At 71.0% G+C, this 16,834-nt stretch carries 19 protein-coding genes and 1 pseudogene; 12 read left to right on the top strand and 8 right to left on the bottom strand.

Annotated elements, in window-relative coordinates:
• Positions 1 to 44: 44 nt before the first annotated feature.
• Positions 45 to 674: pseudogene (locus ACGFIO_RS03585) on the bottom strand (ATP-binding cassette domain-containing protein); the annotation flags it as partial.
• Positions 675 to 784: 110 nt separating this feature from the next.
• On the opposite strand from ACGFIO_RS03585, the gene ACGFIO_RS03580 reads away from it, so the two are divergent.
• The 3 genes from ACGFIO_RS03580 to ACGFIO_RS03570 all read left to right on the top strand — a co-directional run bounded on the left by ACGFIO_RS03580 (position 785) and on the right by ACGFIO_RS03570 (position 3,990).
• The gene (locus ACGFIO_RS03580) at positions 785 to 1,987 is read left to right on the top strand and encodes a sensor histidine kinase (RefSeq protein ID WP_392821478.1); all 1,203 of its coding nucleotides are present in this window, start codon (positions 785 to 787) and stop codon (positions 1,985 to 1,987) included.
• Positions 1,984 to 2,667: a response regulator gene (locus ACGFIO_RS03575; RefSeq protein WP_392821476.1), complete on the top strand. Its 684-nt coding sequence runs from the start codon at positions 1,984 to 1,986 to the stop codon at positions 2,665 to 2,667. The genes ACGFIO_RS03580 and ACGFIO_RS03575 overlap by 4 nt, the downstream gene beginning before the upstream one ends.
• A gap of 108 nt (positions 2,668 to 2,775) precedes the next feature.
• Positions 2,776 to 3,990, top strand: coding sequence for a serine/threonine protein kinase (locus ACGFIO_RS03570; protein WP_392821473.1), 1,215 nt, complete (start codon positions 2,776 to 2,778; stop codon positions 3,988 to 3,990).
• Here ACGFIO_RS03570 and ACGFIO_RS03565 read toward each other — a convergent pair.
• Positions 3,951 to 4,649 (bottom strand): response regulator, encoded by a 699-nt coding sequence (locus ACGFIO_RS03565; RefSeq protein WP_392821471.1) that lies wholly within the window; start codon positions 4,647 to 4,649, stop codon positions 3,951 to 3,953. The two genes, ACGFIO_RS03570 and ACGFIO_RS03565, sit on opposite strands and share 40 nt — an antisense overlap.
• A complete protein-coding gene (locus ACGFIO_RS03560) occupies positions 4,646 to 5,524 on the bottom strand; it encodes a sensor histidine kinase (RefSeq protein WP_392821469.1) in 879 nt (292 codons plus the stop codon). The genes ACGFIO_RS03565 and ACGFIO_RS03560 overlap by 4 nt, the downstream gene beginning before the upstream one ends.
• Positions 5,525 to 5,622: 98 nt before the next feature.
• Between ACGFIO_RS03560 and ACGFIO_RS03555 the strand changes: the two genes are divergently transcribed.
• From ACGFIO_RS03555 to ACGFIO_RS03540, 4 genes are all read left to right on the top strand, one after another.
• The gene (locus tag ACGFIO_RS03555; RefSeq protein ID WP_392821466.1) at positions 5,623 to 6,330 is read left to right on the top strand and encodes an ABC transporter ATP-binding protein; all 708 of its coding nucleotides are present in this window, start codon (positions 5,623 to 5,625) and stop codon (positions 6,328 to 6,330) included.
• Entirely contained in the window at positions 6,327 to 7,061 is a 735-nt protein-coding gene (locus tag ACGFIO_RS03550; RefSeq protein ID WP_392821464.1) for a hypothetical protein, read from the top strand. Before ACGFIO_RS03555 ends, ACGFIO_RS03550 begins: the two co-directional genes overlap by 4 nt.
• Positions 7,058 to 7,624 (top strand): hypothetical protein, encoded by a 567-nt coding sequence (locus ACGFIO_RS03545; RefSeq protein ID WP_392821462.1) that lies wholly within the window; start codon positions 7,058 to 7,060, stop codon positions 7,622 to 7,624. The genes ACGFIO_RS03550 and ACGFIO_RS03545 overlap by 4 nt, the downstream gene beginning before the upstream one ends.
• A gap of 156 nt (positions 7,625 to 7,780) precedes the next feature.
• A complete protein-coding gene (locus ACGFIO_RS03540) occupies positions 7,781 to 8,347 on the top strand; it encodes a TetR/AcrR family transcriptional regulator (protein WP_392821460.1) in 567 nt (188 codons plus the stop codon).
• Between the two features lie 44 nt (positions 8,348 to 8,391).
• Here ACGFIO_RS03540 and ACGFIO_RS03535 read toward each other — a convergent pair whose 3' ends face one another.
• The 3 genes from ACGFIO_RS03535 to ACGFIO_RS03525 are packed head-to-tail and all read right to left on the bottom strand — an operon-like array spanning position 8,392 to position 10,356.
• Positions 8,392 to 9,267, bottom strand: coding sequence for a DUF1963 domain-containing protein (locus tag ACGFIO_RS03535; protein WP_392821457.1), 876 nt, complete (start codon positions 9,265 to 9,267; stop codon positions 8,392 to 8,394).
• A 33-nt stretch (positions 9,268 to 9,300) separates the two neighbouring features.
• Entirely contained in the window at positions 9,301 to 9,726 is a 426-nt protein-coding gene (locus ACGFIO_RS03530; RefSeq protein WP_392821455.1) for a hypothetical protein, read from the bottom strand.
• Positions 9,727 to 9,735: 9 nt separating this feature from the next.
• Positions 9,736 to 10,356: an NAD(P)-dependent oxidoreductase gene (locus tag ACGFIO_RS03525; protein WP_392821452.1), complete on the bottom strand. Its 621-nt coding sequence runs from the start codon at positions 10,354 to 10,356 to the stop codon at positions 9,736 to 9,738.
• Between the two features lie 246 nt (positions 10,357 to 10,602).
• On the opposite strand from ACGFIO_RS03525, the gene ACGFIO_RS03520 reads away from it, so the two are divergent.
• Positions 10,603 to 11,337, top strand: a complete 735-nt coding sequence (locus ACGFIO_RS03520) for an SDR family oxidoreductase (RefSeq protein WP_392821450.1) — start codon at positions 10,603 to 10,605, stop codon at positions 11,335 to 11,337.
• On the opposite strand, the gene ACGFIO_RS03515 is transcribed toward ACGFIO_RS03520, so the two are convergent.
• Positions 11,313 to 12,470 carry an FAD-dependent oxidoreductase gene (locus tag ACGFIO_RS03515; protein ID WP_392821447.1) on the bottom strand — a complete coding sequence of 386 codons (1,158 nt, stop codon included), beginning with the start codon at positions 12,468 to 12,470 and terminating at the stop codon, positions 11,313 to 11,315. The two genes, ACGFIO_RS03520 and ACGFIO_RS03515, sit on opposite strands and share 25 nt — an antisense overlap.
• A gap of 175 nt (positions 12,471 to 12,645) precedes the next feature.
• Between ACGFIO_RS03515 and ACGFIO_RS03510 the strand changes: the two genes are divergently transcribed.
• Complete coding sequence (locus tag ACGFIO_RS03510; RefSeq protein WP_392821445.1) at positions 12,646 to 13,545, top strand: alpha/beta hydrolase; 900 nt, start codon at positions 12,646 to 12,648, stop codon at positions 13,543 to 13,545.
• A 174-nt stretch (positions 13,546 to 13,719) separates the two neighbouring features.
• On the opposite strand, the gene ACGFIO_RS03505 is transcribed toward ACGFIO_RS03510, so the two are convergent.
• The gene (locus ACGFIO_RS03505) at positions 13,720 to 14,100 is read right to left on the bottom strand and encodes a hypothetical protein (RefSeq protein ID WP_392821442.1); all 381 of its coding nucleotides are present in this window, start codon (positions 14,098 to 14,100) and stop codon (positions 13,720 to 13,722) included.
• Between ACGFIO_RS03505 and ACGFIO_RS03500 the strand changes: the two genes are divergently transcribed.
• The 3 genes from ACGFIO_RS03500 (at position 14,089) to ACGFIO_RS03490 (ending at position 16,827) form a co-directional block, all read left to right on the top strand.
• A complete protein-coding gene (locus ACGFIO_RS03500) occupies positions 14,089 to 14,313 on the top strand; it encodes a hypothetical protein (protein ID WP_392821439.1) in 225 nt (74 codons plus the stop codon). The genes ACGFIO_RS03505 and ACGFIO_RS03500 overlap by 12 nt on opposite strands.
• Positions 14,314 to 14,629: 316 nt before the next feature.
• Positions 14,630 to 15,940, top strand: a complete 1,311-nt coding sequence (locus ACGFIO_RS03495; protein WP_392821437.1) for an L-fuculokinase — start codon at positions 14,630 to 14,632, stop codon at positions 15,938 to 15,940.
• The gene (locus ACGFIO_RS03490; RefSeq protein WP_392821434.1) at positions 15,937 to 16,827 is read left to right on the top strand and encodes a tagatose-bisphosphate aldolase; all 891 of its coding nucleotides are present in this window, start codon (positions 15,937 to 15,939) and stop codon (positions 16,825 to 16,827) included. Before ACGFIO_RS03495 ends, ACGFIO_RS03490 begins: the two co-directional genes overlap by 4 nt.
• Positions 16,828 to 16,834: the final 7 nt, after the last annotated feature.

Here is a 16,834-nt window from a genome sequence, read left to right as displayed (position 1 = left end):
AGGTAGAAGTCCTCGAGCATGGTGCCGTCGCGAAGGCCGGCGACCGGGGTGTCCGCGAGCAGCCGACCCTTGCCGATGATCAGGACGCGGTCCGCCGTGATCGCCATCTCGCTCATGAGGTGGCTGGCGAGCAGCACCGTGCGCCCTTCCGCCGCCAGCGACCGCAAGGTGGCGCGCATCCACCGGACGCCGGCCGCGTCCAGGCCGTTGACCGGCTCGTCGAGCACGATCACCGCGGGATCGCCGAGCAGCGCACCCGCGATTCCGAGACGCTGGCGCATGCCGAGGGAGAAGCCACCGACCCGACGGTGGGCGACGCTCTGCAGACCGGCCCGCTCGAGCACAGCGGCGACCCGTGACCGGCCGATGCCGTTGCTGCGGGCCAGGCAGTGCAGATGGGTGAAGGCGCTACGACCCGGGTGGGCGGCACCGGCGTCGAGCACCGCGCCGACCTGGTGCATGGGGCGCCTGATCCGGTCGTACCGACGGTTGCCGATCAGGGCTTCGCCAGAGGTTGCCCGGTGCAGGCCGAGAAGGATACGCAGCGTGGTCGATTTGCCGGCGCCGTTCGGGCCGAGGACGCCGGTCACCACGCCCGGGCGTACCTCGAATGACAGGTCGTCGACCACGAGTCTGGGTCCGTACCGCTTGGTCAGTGCTCTTGCCTGAATCATGCGAGGAATAGTGGCAGCGGGCGGTGGCCGGCGCGTCGGACCGAGGTCGGAACTTGAAATACGACCTGGGTCAGACGCGCCGCCCCGCCGCGCCGGATAGCGTGAGCCGCGTGACACGACCGTCTATTTCCGACGTACGCGGCTCCGTCATCGACGCCGCGGCCGCGGTCGTGCTCGCCTGGCTCGCCGTGTCCGCCACCCTCGATCCGCCGGGCCCGGCGTTCACCGGCCCCGCCTGGATCGCCTGGTTGGCCGGTGTCGCGGTCGCCGTGCCGCTGGTGGTGCGCCGCCGGTGGCCTGTGCCGGTGTTCGTGTTCGTGCTGCTGGCCGCCGCGCTCGCCACCGGGTTCGGGGTGGTCGGTCCCGGGGCCATCTTCACGACGTGGGTGCCGGTCGCGGTCGCGCTCTACACGGTGGCCGCCGCGAGCGCCCCGGCGGCGGCGGCGGCACTTGCCCTGGTCGCCGGCCTGACCGCCCCGGCGATCACGGTCCCGTGGCTCTACGCGCGCGCCGGGATCAGTCCCGCCTCGGCGCCGGCCAGCGAGGCGCCGCTGTGGTGGCAGGTCGAGCTGGGCGTGATCACGGTCGGCGTGGCAGCGGCGTGGGCCGCCGGTCGGCTGGTCCGCTGGCGGCGTACGCTGCGGGCCGAGCTGGCCCGTCGTTCGGCTCGTGACGCGGTCGCGGCCGAGCGGCTGCGGATCGCCCGCGAGCTGCACGACATCGTCGGGCACAGCATGAGCCTGATCGCGGTCAAAGCCACTGTGGCCAACCACATCGCCGACGAACGGCCGGCCGAGACGCGCGCCGCGCTGCTGACCATCGAGCAGACAAGCCGGTCTGCGTTGACCGAGTTGCGTCACCTCCTCGATATCCTGCGCGCCGAGGACGATCCGCCGCCCGCTCGCGACACTGCCGGCATCACCGACCTGTCCGAGCTGGCGGAACGGGTGCGATCGGCCGGGCTGCCGGTGGAACTGGAGCTCGGCGACGTAGCGGGCCTGCCCGCAGCGGTCGGCCTCACCGTCTACCGCATCGTGCAGGAGTCACTGACCAATGCGTTGAAACACGCGGACGCGCGCCGGTGCCGGGTGCGGGTGCGGGCCGGTGACGGCGAGGTGCACATCGAGGTGGTGGACGACGGCCGGGCACGGCGGCCGCCCGGCCGGCACCCACCCGGGCGGGGCCTGGTCGGCATGCGTGAGCGGGTGAGCATGTACGGCGGGACGCTGGCGTGCGGGCCGCGCCGCGAGGGCGGGTTCGAGGTGATCGCCGACTTTCCGTACGCCACGGCGGCCGAGATCGGGGCGGCATGACGACGGACGTGGCCGTGCTTCTGGCCGACGACCAGGCCCTGATCCGCGAGAGTTTCCGGGCCTTGCTCGAGACGGCGCCAGGCTTCCGGGTCGTCGGTGAGGCTGGTACCGGCGTCGAGGCGGTCGATTCGGCCAGGCGGCTGCGCCCGGACGTCGTGCTGATGGATGTCCGGATGCCCGGGATGGACGGCATCGAGGCGACGCGGCAGATCTGTGCCGGCGCCGAGACGCCGGCCGTGCGCGTGCTCATCCTGACCACTTTCGACCTGGACGAGTACGTCTACGCCGCGCTCCGGGCCGGCGCGAGCGGCTTCCTGGTGAAGGACACGACGGCGGCCGACCTGCTCAGCGGCATCCGGCTGGTCGCCGCCGGGGAGGCACTGCTGGCACCCCGGGTGACCCGCCGGCTGATCTCCACGTTCACCGGCCCCGGCTCCCAGCGCGGACCGGAGGCGATCACCGTGCTGGAGGCGATCACCGCGCGTGAGCGTGACGTGCTCGAACAGATCGCCCGCGGGCTGTCCAACACGGAGATCGCCGAGCACCTGCACGTCGGCCTCGGCACGGTGAAGACCCACATCACCCGGCTGCTGAGCAAGCTCGGCGCCCGGGATCGAGCGCAGTTGGTGATCACCGCGTACGAGACCGGGTTGGTCACCCCGCGCGGCCCAGAAATCTGACCCTCCGCACCCGCACCGAAACCAGCCGTGACGGCGTTGGCATTGGTCCGGCCCCCGACGCTAGTGTCGCGTTCGAACGCTCTCCCCAGCGATCGCGTCGGAGGACCGATGAGCACGCCGTTGCGCGCCGGCGATCCTGCCCGGCTCGGCGCCTACGAGCTGGTCAGCCGCTTGGGCTCGGGCGGGATGGGCACGGTCTATCTGGGCCGCGCCCCCGGTGGCCGCCAGGTCGCGGTCAAGACCCTCCGCACCGAGTACGTCTGGGACAGCGAACTCCGTGGCCGCTTCCGCAGCGAGGTCAACCGCCTGCGCGAGGTCCCGCCGTTCTGCACGGCGGCGGTGCTGGACGCCGACCCCGACCACGAGCCGCCCTACCTGGTCGTCGAGTACGTAGCCGGCCCCAGCCTGGCCGACGAGATCCGCTCGAACGGTCCCCTCGGCCCCGACCTGCTGCACAGCGTGATCATCGGCGCGACCGCAGCCTTGGCCGCGATCCACGGCGCCGGCGTGGTGCACCGCGACTTCAAGCCGAACAACGTCCTGATCTCCCTGGGCAGCGTCAAGGTCATCGACTTCGGTATCGCCCGGCCGCTCGACGTGACCAGCGCGCACACGCTGACCGGCCAGATGGTCGGCACGGTCGAGTACATGGCCCCCGAATGCTTCGACACGACCTCAGGCAGCCCGGTGAGCCCCGCAGCGGACATCTTCGCCTGGGGCGTACTGGTCGCCTTCGCGGCAACCGGCCGCACACCGTTCGGCGCACACAGCGCCCCGGCCACCGCAATGCGTATCGCGACCCAGCCACCGGACCTGACCGGTCTCAACGGCCAGCTGCGTTCCCTGGTCGGCCGGGCGCTCGCCAAGCGTCCCGCCGACCGCCCCACCGCCCGCGAACTTCTGGACGTCCTCCTAGGACATCAGACTCCGCCGACCGCCCCTCCCCCTGCCGCGCACCCCACTCCCGCACCGGGCCCGCGCCCGGCCCTCTCCCCGAGCCAGCGCCCGGCCCCCTCCCCGAGCCAGCGCTCAGCCCCCTCTCCGAGCCAGCGCGTCTCACCCTCAGCCGCCCTACGTCCTACCCCTCCTCCAGATCAGCGGTCCACGCCCCTGCCCGGACGCCCCCCTTCGACGCAAGGCGCGCATCCGGTCAGGCGCTCCTCCTCGACGCCGGCGCCGGTCCGGCACGATGTCCCCGCCAAGGACTCTCGTACCTTCACCCGCGTCTTCGTGATCCTGATGGTGCTCACCGGCATGCTCGGCACGATCCTGACCGCCACCGTCTACTTCCTGATCGAGGGCGGGCTCGACAACCTCCCCTGACATCGCGGCCGGACCAGACTCGCGTCGTACGCGACGATCACCAGCTGAGCCCGGTCCCGCGTGCCCAGCTTGGCCATCACATGCGTGATGTGCGTCTTGACCGTCTTCACCGAGATCCCCAGTCCGGCGGCGATCTCGTCGTTCGACTTCCCGCCACCGATCAGCGTCAGGACCTCGACCTCGCGCCCGGTCAACCCGCGCAGCGCTTCCGGTGTGCCGCGTTCCGGCCGCGGCGCCGACACGTAGTGCTCCACCAGACGGGTCAGGATCGAAGGCGCGAAGAGCGATTCACCCCGGTGGGTACGCCGGATCGCCTCGATCAGATCCGTCGGCGGCGCATCCTTGAGCAGGAACCCCGAGGCACCCGCGCGCAGCGCCCCGTACACGTACTCGTCCAGCTCGAACATGCTCAGCACCACCACTCGCGACCCGCTCAGCATCGGGTCGCCGCAGATCCGCCGCGTGGCCTCCAACCCGTCGACCCGTGGCATACGAACATCCATCAGGATCACGTCGGGCTTGGTGGCGCGAGCCCGCAACACCGCCTCGGCTCCGTTGTCCGCCTCACCCACCACCTCCAGGTCGGGCTCGTTGTCGATCACCATCGCGAGGGTCTGCCGTAGCAACGGCTGATCGTCGACCAGCAGAACCCGAGTCATGCCGGCCCGTCCGCGCCCGCCGCTCCACGATCTCGGCCGGGCGCCTCCGGTATTCGGGCGACCACCCGAAACCCGCCGTCCACCCGCTCGGCGTGCAACGTCCCTCCGAGGCTGCCGATCCGTTCCCGCAACCCGGGGAGGCCATGCCCGGCGCCCGGTGACGACCGCCAGCCATACTCGCCGGGACCACTGTCGGCCACCGTCACCACCAGGTGCCCGTCGGCGCGGTGCAGCCGCACCCGCACGTCGGCCGGTCCCGCGTACCGGGCCGTGTTCGCGAGCGCCTCCCGCACCGTACGGCAGACCGCGACCTGAACCCCCCGTGAGAGCCCACTCAACTCCTCCTTGATCTCCAGCGTGGCCCGAAGCCCCGCACGATTGGCACTTGCCACGATGCCCGGCAGGTCATCGAGGCTGCCGACCGGCTCGGTGGCCGAGGGCGAGCGCAGCAGGGTCAGCATCTGCCGCAACTCACCGGTCGCCTCTCGGCTCACCTGCTCGACGTCGGCGAGTGCGGCGGCCATCACGCCCGCCTGGTTCAGATGTCGCCCGGCCGCCGCCCGCACGGTGATCAGCCCGAACGCGTGGGAGACGACGTCGTGCAGATCACCGGCGATGCGTAATCGCTCGGCCAGCACCGCCTCGGTGGCCGCCCACTCGGTCAGCCGTCTCTCGTAGTCGCGGCGCTCGGCCCGCGCGCGCCGAATCGCCCACACCGCCGCCGCGGTCGCGCACCCGGCCAGCACCGAAGGGATGACGACGACCGCCGGCCCGCTGCCGCCGACCGTGCAGAGCAGCACGATGAGCCCTGCGGCGATCATGGCCAGCAGGGGGACGGCGCCGGAGCGCAACGTGGGTCGGGTTCGGGCGTTCACGCGACCGACTGTAGTTCTCGGACCAGGGTCTGATAGCGCCGCCGAAAATCGGATCACGGTCCGACGCGCGACCGCCTCTGAGCAGCTTGACTCTTCCCATGATTTCGATCGAACGGCTCAGCAAGAGCAAGGGCAGGACCCAGATCTTGTACGACGTGAGCTTCGTCGCCCGGCCCGGCCGGGTCACCGGGTTCCTTGGTCCCAACGGTGCCGGCAAGACGTCGACACTGCGTGTTCTGCTCGGCCTCGACCGGCCGGGTTCGGGGGCGGCGCTGGTGTGCGGTCGTCCCTACCACAGCTTCGACCGTCCTTTGACGACTGTCGGCGCCCTCCTCGACGGCAGTGGGGCACACCGTGCCCGCAGTGCCCGAGGGCATCTGCGCTGGGTGGCGGCCAGCAACGGCTTGCCTGGTGCCCGGGCCGACGAGGTGCTCGAGCTCGTCGGGCTGACCGACGAGGCGCGCAAGCGGGCGGGCAAGTTCTCGCTCGGCATGAGTCGCCGGCTGGGCCTGGCCGCGGCATTGCTCGGCGACCCCGAGGTGCTGATCCTCGACGAACCGGTGAACGGCCTGGACCCGGGCGGCATCCGGTGGATGCGTGACTTCCTGCGCGACCGCGCGACGCGTGGGCACACCGTGCTGCTCTCCAGTCATCTGATGGGTGAGCTGGCCGAGACCGCCGACGACGTCGTGGTGATCGACAAGGGGCGGGTGGTCACGCAGGGCACGCTCGCCGAGGTGGTCGGCGACCATCACACGTTGGAGGACGCGTTCTTCGCGCTGACCACCGGTGGTGGGCCGTGGTGAGCTTGATCGGCGCCGAGCTGCGCAAGGTCCTCGGCCTGCCGACCGCACGGATCGGCCTGGTGCTGGGCGTTCTGCTGTCGCCGCTGGTGGTGCTGATCAACGCGCCCGCCGTACGCCGCGGGGGCTACGCCGACAGCGACACCGGCCTGGTCGAGCTGGGCGTCGGCCTGATCGGCCCGATGATCCTCGGCGTGGTCATCGTGAGCAGCGAGCTGACCTCCACCGGCGACGAGGCCCCGCGCGCCCGCCAGCTCACCGCGACGCTGCTCGCCACACCGCGCCGGCTGCGCCTGCTGACGGCCAAGACGGCGGCGCTGATGCTGCTGGTGGCCGCGCAGGCGACAGTGGCGACGGCCGCGACGGTCGGGCTGACCCACGTGTTGCACGGCGACCAGGTCCCGGTCCCGGCATGGGCGCGGCTGGCGGCCGTCGTCGTCTACTGGGTGCTGCTCGCACTTCTCGCATATGCGATCACTCTGATCGCCCACAACGGCATCGTCCCGCTCACGTTCCTGATCGTGAACAGCACCTTCGTCTCGTTCTCCTACCTGCTGACGAAGGTCACGAAGGCAGCCGCCTACCTTCCGGACATCGTCGGTGCGCAGATGTTCATCCGGGGGGCCGACTTCCCGGTGCGGATCCCGCCCGTGACGGCCGGTTTGGTGATGAGCGCCTGGATAGCGGCGTTCCTCGCGGTCGGGGCCTTCATCTTCCTCCGGCGGGACGCGTGAGATGGGTCCACGCCGAGGTGCGCAAGCTCTTGACCCTGCCGGCGCTCCGGGTAACCGCTGCGCTGACCCTGGCGGCGACGGTGTTCCTGAGTTGGGTGGACGCCGATCCGATCGCGTACACCCAGGTGGGCTTCCTGGTGCTGGGCGCGCTGGCCGCGACGGAGAGCCAACGGACGACGCTGCTGGCCATGCCTCGCCGCCTGACCCTGCACGTGGCGAAGCTGGTCGCGCTGACCGCCGTGACCGCCCCGATCGCCGTGGTGGCCGCACTCCCCACCGCCGCGGCCACCGCCGCGGCCACCGCCGCCTATCTGATCCTGACGACCCAGCTGGCCTTCGGCGTCGGGACGTTGATCCGGCATCCGCTGGCATCGGTCCTGGCGCTGCTGGCCAGCCATGTCATAGCGGGTCCCCTGCTGCGCAGCGCCTACGAAACAGCGTCGGTCTACCTACCCGACACCCCGGCCTGGCGTTCGGAGCATGGCCTCCCGGCAACCGTCCTCTGGACAGTCAGCGCGCTCGCCATCTCGGCCTACGCGTTTCAACGCCGGGATGCCCGATGACCACCACACGCTATGCCACCGCGTTCCGTGAGCTGTCGCGTTCTGACGGCGCCACCATCGGCCTCGCGCCGGCCGGCTTTCTGGCGTCACCGCCGCAAGACCGTGTCGCCACAGCTCCGGCGCTGGGCGGCGGCGGGCCGGACGTACGATGTGACAGTGAGTTACTCGACCGATCCGCGGGCGGCGCGCAGCCGAGAGGCGATCTTGGGTGCCGCACGGGAGCTGCTGGTCGGCGAGGGTCCCGGAGCGGTGACACACCAGCGGGTGGCGCAGCAGGCCGGGGTGGGGCGGGCGACCGTCTACCGGCACTGGACCCGCCCCGAGTCGCTGCTTCTCGAAGTGATGTCAGGGGCAGACCTGCCCTACTTCAAGGAGCCCGCCGCCCCGCTTCGCCCGTGGTTGCACGCCCAGCTGCGGGCGATGGCCGACGAGCTCCTGGCGCCGCCGGTCGCCGCCGTCGCGCTGACGCTGATGCAGGCGGCCATTTGGGATCCGCAGATCGCCGAACGACGGGATGCCTCGGTGCGCACGATCAACGAGCGTCTGGGTGCGGCGGTCGCCGCGGCCGTGGCCCGTGGCGAGGTGGAGACGACGGCCGAACGCCCGGAGATCACCTCGATGCTGATCGGGCCGATCGTGTACCACACGGCCATGCAGCAGAGCCGGGTCAGCGACGCTGTTCTCGACCGGCTGATCGCCGGCATCGGCACCTGGCGGGACTGAAGCTTCCGGGCGAGTGGCCAGCCCAGTCACCGTGTGTCTGCCGGTCAGCTCATGAACTCCGGCAACGACACCACCCTGGTGAAATCGCCGGCCTCCAGATCGGTCCGGCGTGCGAGGAAGCGGGCGACGGTGTCGGTCAGCGTCCGGTCCTCGAGACCGAACTGCGCCAGCGGCAGCCACTCACGCTCGGCGCGTTCCTCGAGTTCGTCGAGATCGGCGCCGTCGGTGTCGTACTCGGTCCGCGCGATGGTGTCGGTGGGCGGGATCTGCGGGGTCAGCGCGAATCCGCCGATCATGACGTCGCGGCTCGCGATCCCGCCCGTGGTCCAGAACTTGCCGGCCAGCTCCCGCAGGTCGTCCACGTTCGGGTTCTCGTCGACGAAGTCGGTGTACTCCTCGTCATCCTCGTCCTCGACCTCGAGGAACTGGGGGTAGTAGATGCCGGTCCGGGCGACGAGTTCGCTGCGCGGATAGGGGGTGTGCGCCGGTTCGCCGTCGATGGTCGGTACCGGCCTCTCCACCAGCGCCGTGGTGCTGGGGAAGTAGAAGGCGCGCCCCGCCTTCTGCAGGTTTTCATAGCCACCGTAGGGGTGGACCGACGTCGTCCAGTAGTCGAGGAAGAACAGCAACTGGCCGTCGTTCGGAAGCCGCAGGTCCAGCTCTTCGTCCTGGGGCAGCGCGGCGCAGTCGATCAGGGCCTCGAACGGCAGCGGCCGGCCACTCGGGCCCACCGGCCACGGGACGTCCTCCGGAAGCGGTGGAAGGCCGCCCTTGCGACCGGCCACCGGCTCACCGACCGCGGTTTCGACGGCCAGGTGGGCATAGAAACGCACCACCGCCAGCAGGTTGTCCACCTCGTGCCCGGGGATGTCCCGCTCGGCGGCGGCGGTTCGGAACTCTTCGATCTTCCGGCTCAGCACCGGCTCAGTGTTTCAAACGGCCGCACGTTCCGGTCAAGACAGCACGGGTGTCACGGCCGCCAGGGCGAAGGCGCCGTGGGCCAGCATCGCCACGAGGCGGATCCAGTCGATGCGGAGCAGGCGACGAATGGCCTGGGCGTCCGCCGTGCGGCGAACGTACGCGTGCATTGGGATCTGGATCGTGAGGCTCGATATCCAGGATGCGGCGAGTGCGGCCAACGCCGCCCACAGCAACAACGGCGTCACGCCGGCCGGCTGCGCGACCAGCACCATGACCAGCACAACTGTCAAGATCGTCTTGGGAATGACGTAGATGACACCACTGCCGCGGCCCTGCGCGCGTTGCACGGCGCCGAACTCGGCCGCCCCGACCGCCGGCCAGCCCGCGAAGACGGCGAAGTGCTCCATCAGGCAGGCGGCCAAGCAGTAGGCGGACAGCAGTGCATAGGTGAGCAGCATGCCCGGTCCTCAGAGGATGGCGACGGTGCGTCCGGCGTACGCGGGTGCCTCCACCTCACCGACCATGGTCGCGGCGACATCGGTGCGAGCGACCTTCGACGGCATGAAGACGAAGTTCCGATCGAGATCGTCGAGCGCGACGATGTGAGCGCGGCCGGTCGGTGGCCCGGCGGCGAGCATCGCGGGATGAAAGATCGTCGTACTCGGGCCGGCGATCAGCGTCTCGGCGTCCGCCTTGTCGCGGAGGCCCTCGTGCAGGACCATGCGCAGAATCGGGTCGTACAGCATCCCCGCCCGACGCCGCGAGGCACCCGCACCGAACGTCCCCATCCACGCGATGCGCGGCACGTCCGCCGCGACGACAGCTTTAGCCCCGGCCGACAGCGTGGTCGAGGAGCCGCCCTTGCTGATGCCGAGCGCGCTGATCAGGGCATCAGCGCCCCGCACGGCGTCGATCACGCTGGACGGCTCGTCGACGTCGGCCCGCTTGACGTCAAGCCGGTCATGCCGGACATCCGAGAGTGCCTCGGGCCGCCGCGCCAACGCGACCACCTCATGCCCCCGGTCCAGTGCGGCCGCAAGTACTTCCCGGCCAGTGGCGCCAGTGGCACCCAGAATGGCGATTCGCATATGAGACATCATGTCCCACAGATACTCTATGAGTCAAGCTGTCTCACAGATGGGATCCCCTTGGTCGACCGAGGGGCTGGCCGATTCCCGCCCGTTGGACGGTCCGCCCGAACGCCCACTACCGCGTGACCCACGCGCGGCCGGCCCTTCGCGTTCACCACGAATTGACGCCCGCTGTCACAAACCGCGGGGCTGTCCGGTCATAGCTGGCGAACGCACGTCACCCACGCCAGAAAGGCACTACCCATGAAGATCGCAGTCCTCGGTGGGACCGGGCTCATCGGCTCGCAGGTCGTCGGCATCCTGGCCGCCGGGGGGCACGAGGCCGTGCCCCACTCGCCGGCCAGCGGCCTCGACCTGATCACCGGCGCCGGCCTGGACGAGGCCCTGACCGGCGCCGATGTGGTGGTCAACCTGACCAACTCGCCCACCTTCGACGATGCCTCGATCGACTGGTTCCGCACGTCGATGACGAACATGCTCGCCGCCGCTGAGAAGGCCGGCGTCGGTCACGCGGTCGTGCTGTCCATCACCGGGGTCGAGCAGGTGCCCGAGCTCGACTACTACCGGGCCAAGGTGGTGCAGGAAGACCTGCTCAAGGGCGGTCCGGTTCCGTACTCGGTCGTACGGGTCACGCAATTCTTCGAGTTCGTCAAGGCCGTACTCTCCTGGACCTCGGACGAGACCACCGTGCGTCTCCCCTCGACGCTGGTGCAGCCGATGGCCTCGGCCGAGGTGGCCCGGGCGGTCGCCGACGTCAGCGCCGGGGCACCGCTCAACGGGACGCGCAGCTACGCCGGGCCCGAGGTGTTCGCGCTGCGCGAGCTGGGGCGGATCGCGCTGGCGGCGGCCAGCGATCACCGGACGGTCGTCACCGACGAGACCGCGGGCATGTTCGCCGCGGCCAAGGGCGACGCCCTGATCGCCAAGGACGACACGGTGATCGTCAAGACCACCTACCGCGAGTGGCTGGCGGGCTGAGACGTGGCCAGGACGTCGGCCATGATCTGCCGCAGGTTCTCGGGAGCGTTGAACCCGAACGTCCGCTCGAAGGACTGGTATCCCTCGACCGAGGAGGCCGCGCTGCGCGGCAGCATCTCCGCCTCGAAGGCTCGGATCGCCGCCTCGACGTTGCCGGGATCGGCGGCGATGGCCTTGGCCAGCTCGGCCCCGTCGTAGAGGGCCCAGTTCGCCCCGTCGCCGTCCGGCGGTGTCAGATGCGCGGCGTCACCGATGAGCGCGACGCCCGGCGCGTGGTCCCACGTGTGGCCGAGCGGGAGGCCCCAGATCGGACGGACCACAGGATCGGTCTCGCCGCTGGTGACGAGCGAGAGGAGCTCGGGCGCCCACCCCTCCCCCAGCTGTTCGACGACGTGGGTGAGCGCCCGGCTCCGGTCGGAGAGATCGACGGCGGGCTCCCAGTCCTGCGGCTTCTTCAGGACGACGTAGGTGTGGATCACGTTGTTGGCCTCGCGATGGCCGAAGATGCCCCGGCCCGGCATCATCGCCAGCATCGCCCCGGCGCCGACCAGTTCGGCGCTGGCCCGGTGGCGCTTCTCGACGTCGAACAGGAAGGTTTCGATCCAGACGTTGCCCGTGTACTCGGGGCGGGCGCCGGAGAGGAACGCTCGAACCTTCGACCAGGCCCCGTCCGCGCCGACCAGCACCGCGGTCTCGGTCGACGTCCCGTTGGCGAAGGTGACGACATGCCGCCCGGAGCCGGCCGGCTCCACCTTCTCGACGCGGTGGTTCCAGCGGATCGTTCCCGCCGGCAGCGATTCGATCAGGATCCGGCGCAGGTCACCCCGGAGAACCTCGGGATTCTGCAGTTTTCCGTCGTCCGGGAGCTCGCCGACAACCTCGGCGCCGGGGCTGAGGAAGCGCATGGCCGCGCCGCCCATATTGATGATTCCCCGGAACTCGTCGAAGAGCCGGCACTCCTTCAAGGCGACCTGCCCGTTGAAGTCGTGGATGTCGAGCTGGCCGCCCTGGGTACGCGCGCTCGGCGAAGATTCACCCTCGTAGACGGCCGAGGCGATGCCGTGCACGTGCAGAACACGCGCGAGGGTCAGACCGGCCAGGCCGGCGCCGATGATGGTGATCGGCTCGTTCATCATTACTCCCTCGGTGATACCCGACGCGTGGGGGCTCCTCGCGTCTCGCCACCGAGGTTGCGTTCCGGCACCGACACGGCAGCCACACGCCGCCGACACGGTCTCCGCAAAGGGGTAGGGACGTTACCCGCCTCATCCCTACCGGCAGGTCGCACGGCATGTGAATCTTCGTGCCATGAGCCAGAAGCAACGTGAGAACGTCGACGCCATGCTCCGGTCCGGGCCGAAAGGTTTCGAGCCGAAGCCGATCGAGGAGATGCGCGCGGACTTCGCCGCGTTGATGGCCAACTTCCCGGTGCCGCCGGAAATCAGCAAGACCACCACCACCCTCGGCGGCCGGCCGGCGGTGCTGGTCGAGCCGCGGGGCGAGGGCCGCCCGGGGACGATCCTGTACTTCCACGGCGGCGCCTGGGCCCTCGGCTCCCCCGAGACGGCCATGGGCCTGACCGCCAACCTGGTCGTGCGGACCGGGTTCCGCTCCTACTCGGTCGACTACCGCCTCGCACCGGAGCATCCGTTCCCCGCCGGCCCCGAGGACGCGCTGGCCGCGTACCGCCAGCTGCTCGACGACGGCGCCGACCCGGCCTCGATCGCCTTCGCCGGCGACTCCGCCGGCGGCCTGATGTCGATCGCCGCGACGCTGGGGGCCCGCGACGCCGGCCTGCCGTTGCCCGCCGCCATCGTGACCTTCTCGGCCGGGCTGGACGCCACCCTCACCGGCGACAGCATGGACACCAAGGACGGTATCGACCCGTTCTTCAACCGCGAGGGGCTGACCGGAACGTTCCAGACCTTCCTGGGCGGCGCGGACCCGGCCCAGCCGCTGGCGTCGCCCGCCGTCTCGGCCGACCTGACCGGCTTCCCCCCGCTGCTGCTGCAGGTCGGCGGCAATGAGGTGCTTCTGGACGACTCGGTACGGCTGGCCCGGCGCGCCATCGACGCCAACGTGGACGTGATCCTCGACGTCACCGCCAACGCCCCGCACGTCTTCCAGTCCTGGGTCGGCACGCTCGACGAGTCCGACCAGTCCCTCGACCGGGCCGCGCTGTTCCTGCGCCAGCACCTCGCCGCCTGACGCCCCACGCGCTGAGCCTCACCCACGCCGGTGCGGCTCAGCGGGGCCCATCAACCGCCGGCCCGCCCAAGGACGGCAAGCACGCGAAGCAATCGCCACCCGACGGAACCGATCAGCCGTCGACCAACCCAAGGACGACAAACACACGAAGCAATCACCACCCGACGAAACCAATCAGCCGTCGACCAGCCCAAGGGCGACAAGCACGCGGAACAGTTGCTGCTCGGTGGGGAGTCCGGCTTCGATCGAGATGACGGGTACGCAGGGAGCCCGTACCGCCTCGGGTACGCGGTGCCGATCCCGCCGCTCACCGCGTGCCGCCCGGCGCGCCGCGAGCAACTCGTCGTCCCCGCTGAGGTGCACGACCCGCGGCTCGCCGACCGCCGCCCGCAACGCGTCCCACTCCGCCTCGCCCCGCAACTCGGCCGTGAACGGCGCCACCAGCACCACTCGCCCGGCCGTGGCCATGATGTCGGCCGCCACCGCCCGCAACGCCGCATAACGCCCATCCCGAATGGCCGCCCCATGCGGCGACGACAGCCAGTGCCCGCCCACCGGCTCCCCTCCAGCCGCTACGCCCGGCTCCGCCGCCTCGCCGGTTGGCGCGTCCGCAACCGCCGCGTCGCTGGTTTCGGGCCGTTCACGGCGTGCGCCACCTCCGCCAACGCCACCACCACCAACACCGCTTCCGCCAACGCCGCCACCAACAACAACGCCGCGGCCGCCCCCGCCACCACCCCCGCCCCGGTGGGTGGGCGGGAACCGTAGCGCGCGTTTGTGAACGTCCGGAAAAGTATCCACAGGCTGAGGAAGCCTCGGGCCGCCGAACGCTTCGGCGGGGAGCGCGTCGAGCAGCGGGTTGGTCAGGGAGTCGAGGTCGAGCAGCGCCGCCCCGAGCTCGGCCGCGAGGGCCCGGCCCAGGGTCGATTTGCCGCTGCCGGCCGCCCCGGCGACGGCGATCGCGCCGATGGCGGTCGGTTGACAACCGTCGGAAGAGCGCCACATCATGAATCCATGTTACCGGTGTCATGGTCATCTACGTCACCGGTGACATGACCACTTCCCTCCGGGCGGGAGACCTTCAGTGGCGGTCGCGGGCATCGATCTCGGCAGCACCGGCATCAAGCTGCTCGTCACCGATGCGGCGGGGGGCGAGCTGACCAGCGCCCAGGTGCCGACGCCGTGGCGGCCGGGGGCGGGCGGCACCGCCGAGCTGGACGCCGACGAGCTGATGGCCTGCGTACGCGAGCTGCTCGGCCGGACCAGCGCGAAGCTGGACGCCATCGCGATCGCCGGCATGGGCGAGACCGGCATGCTGATCGACGACCACGGCCGGCCGGTGGCCCGGGCCTACGCGTGGTTCGACCCGCGCGGCGCCGTGCAGGCGGCCGCCTTCCCGGACCGGATCCGGGCCGAGTTCGCCGGGCGCACCGGGCTGCCGCTGGGCGCGCAGGTGAGCGTGTCGAAGCTGGCCCATCTCCGCGACCAAGGCATCGACCTGGCCGGGCTGCGCTGGCTCAACCTGCCCGAGTTCGTCGCCGCGGCGCTCGGCGGGCGGGTGGCGGCCGAGCACTCGCTGGCCTCGCGTACCGGCCTGATCGACCAGGACACCGGCCGTCCGTGGCCGGCGATGCTGCGTGCCCTGGGCGTCGGCGACGACTTCGTGCCGCCGCTGGCCGACGCCGGCCGGCCGTGGGGCGAGACCGAGGACGGTGCCCTGCTGACCGTGGCGGGGCACGACCATCTGGTCGCCGCCGAGGCCGGTGGAGGCCTGCCGCCCGACCACTACCACGTGTCGATGGGCACGGCCGAGGTGCTGCTGCGGGTGATCGACGCGCCGCTCGGTTTCGAGGCTCGGCGCCGGCTCGCCACCTTTCTGATCAACGAGGTCCGGCACGTCGTACCCGGGAAGCATGTTCTGGTCGCGGGGGTGAAGACCGGTCTGCTGCTGCGCCGGGCCCTGCGGAGCTCCGGTATCACCGACCGCGCGGGCCGCGACGCGCTCGACGCCGCGGTGATGGCGTTGCCTTACCAGGGCGCTTTGCCGCCGGGCGCGATCGAGGTGGCCGGCGCCCGCAACGACGACGGCGTGCTCAAGCTGACCCTGCGCGGCGACGGCGCGGGGCCGGCCGAGGTGTTCGGGGCCGTGCTGCGGCACAGCAACGACGAGATCGCCGAGCTGATCCGGGCGATGGACCGTGAGCTGCCGCCCGCGATCTCGGCCACGTTGACCGGTGGCTGGGCCGGCATGGCGGCGGTGCGTCGCGCCCGGTCCCGCGTACTGCCGGGCCTGTCGGTCTCGCAGCGCGATCAGGAGACCGCGTACGGCGCCACGAGAGTCGCCGCCCGCCTGCTGTCCTCCGTACCCCCCTCAATGATTGGAACCCCACAGTGAACACCCTCGAGCGTCGCGGTCTCGCCGCGATCTCCACTCCGGCCGGCCGGATGTTGATCGTCGCCGCCGACCAGCGCAACGGCATGAAGCAGGCGATGACCGACGCGCCGGGCGGACCGGGCGCGATCAGCATCGGGGAGCTCGCCGCGGCCAAGGCCGACCTGGTCCGGCACCTGGGCAACAACGCGCCGGCGATTTTGCTCGACCCCGAGGTGGCGTTGCCGGCCGTGGTCGACGACGGCGTGCTGACCGGGAACACCGCCCTGGTCGTGGGCATGGACGCGTCGGGCTACGAGACCGTGGACGGCCTGCGCTACACACGCTACGTCGACGGTGTCACCCCGCGGCGGGTGCGCGAGCTGGGCGGCGACGTCGCCAAGATGCTGTGGTATCTGCGACCGGACCGGCAGGACGGCCGGTCCCGGGCCGGCGTGGAGATGCGTGACCTGATCGAGGCGTGCACCGGCGAGGGGCTGCTGCTGATCGTCGAGATCCTCACCTACCGGCTCGAGGGCGAGAGCGAGCAGGAGTACGCGGCCGCGTTCCCGGACCTGGTCGCCGGGGGTGCCAGGCTGGCCGCCGAGTGCGGGGCGAAGGTGCTGAAGTTGCAGTACCCGGGCTCGGCCGAGGGCTGCGCGGCGGTCACCGCGGCGGCCGGTGGGGTGCCGTGGGCGGTGTTGTCGGCCGGTGTCGACCACGAGACGTTCCTTGGTCAGGTGGGCACGGCGATGGCCAACGGCGCCGGTGGGGCGATGGCCGGCCGGTCGCTGTGGAAGGACAGTCTGTCGATCTCGGCCGACCTGCGCGCGGACTACCTGACCAAGCGGGCGCTGCCGCGTCTGTCCGAGCTTCGCGAGGTGGTGGACGGTATGCTGCCCGGGCGCTGATCAACTG

The sequence above is a fragment of the Actinoplanes sp. NPDC049265 genome (assembly GCF_043197135.1).
GTDB lineage: Bacteria > Actinomycetota > Actinomycetes > Mycobacteriales > Micromonosporaceae > Actinoplanes.
Note: the sequence above shows the minus strand (reverse complement) of the source record. Positions and strands in the feature narration are given on the sequence as shown.

Bases quoted from the DNA above. Each gene is read 5' to 3' on its own strand.
- ACGFIO_RS03570 (WP_392821473.1), top strand. From the start codon at position 2,776: ATGAGCACGCCGTTGCGCGCCGGCGATCCTGCCCGGCTCGGCGCCTAC.
- ACGFIO_RS03530 (WP_392821455.1), bottom strand. From the start codon at position 9,726: ATGCTGCTCACCTATGCACTGCTGTCCGCCTACTGCTTGGCCGCCTGC.
- ACGFIO_RS03515 (WP_392821447.1), bottom strand. From the start codon at position 12,470: ATGAACGAGCCGATCACCATCATCGGCGCCGGCCTGGCCGGTCTGACC.
- ACGFIO_RS03575 (WP_392821476.1), top strand. From the start codon at position 1,984: ATGACGACGGACGTGGCCGTGCTTCTGGCCGACGACCAGGCCCTGATC.
- ACGFIO_RS03510 (WP_392821445.1), top strand. From the start codon at position 12,646: ATGAGCCAGAAGCAACGTGAGAACGTCGACGCCATGCTCCGGTCCGGG.
- ACGFIO_RS03525 (WP_392821452.1), bottom strand. From the start codon at position 10,356: ATGCGAATCGCCATTCTGGGTGCCACTGGCGCCACTGGCCGGGAAGTA.
- ACGFIO_RS03565 (WP_392821471.1), bottom strand. From the start codon at position 4,649: ATGACTCGGGTTCTGCTGGTCGACGATCAGCCGTTGCTACGGCAGACC.
- ACGFIO_RS03520 (WP_392821450.1), top strand. From the start codon at position 10,603: ATGAAGATCGCAGTCCTCGGTGGGACCGGGCTCATCGGCTCGCAGGTC.
- ACGFIO_RS03555 (WP_392821466.1), top strand. From the start codon at position 5,623: ATGATTTCGATCGAACGGCTCAGCAAGAGCAAGGGCAGGACCCAGATC.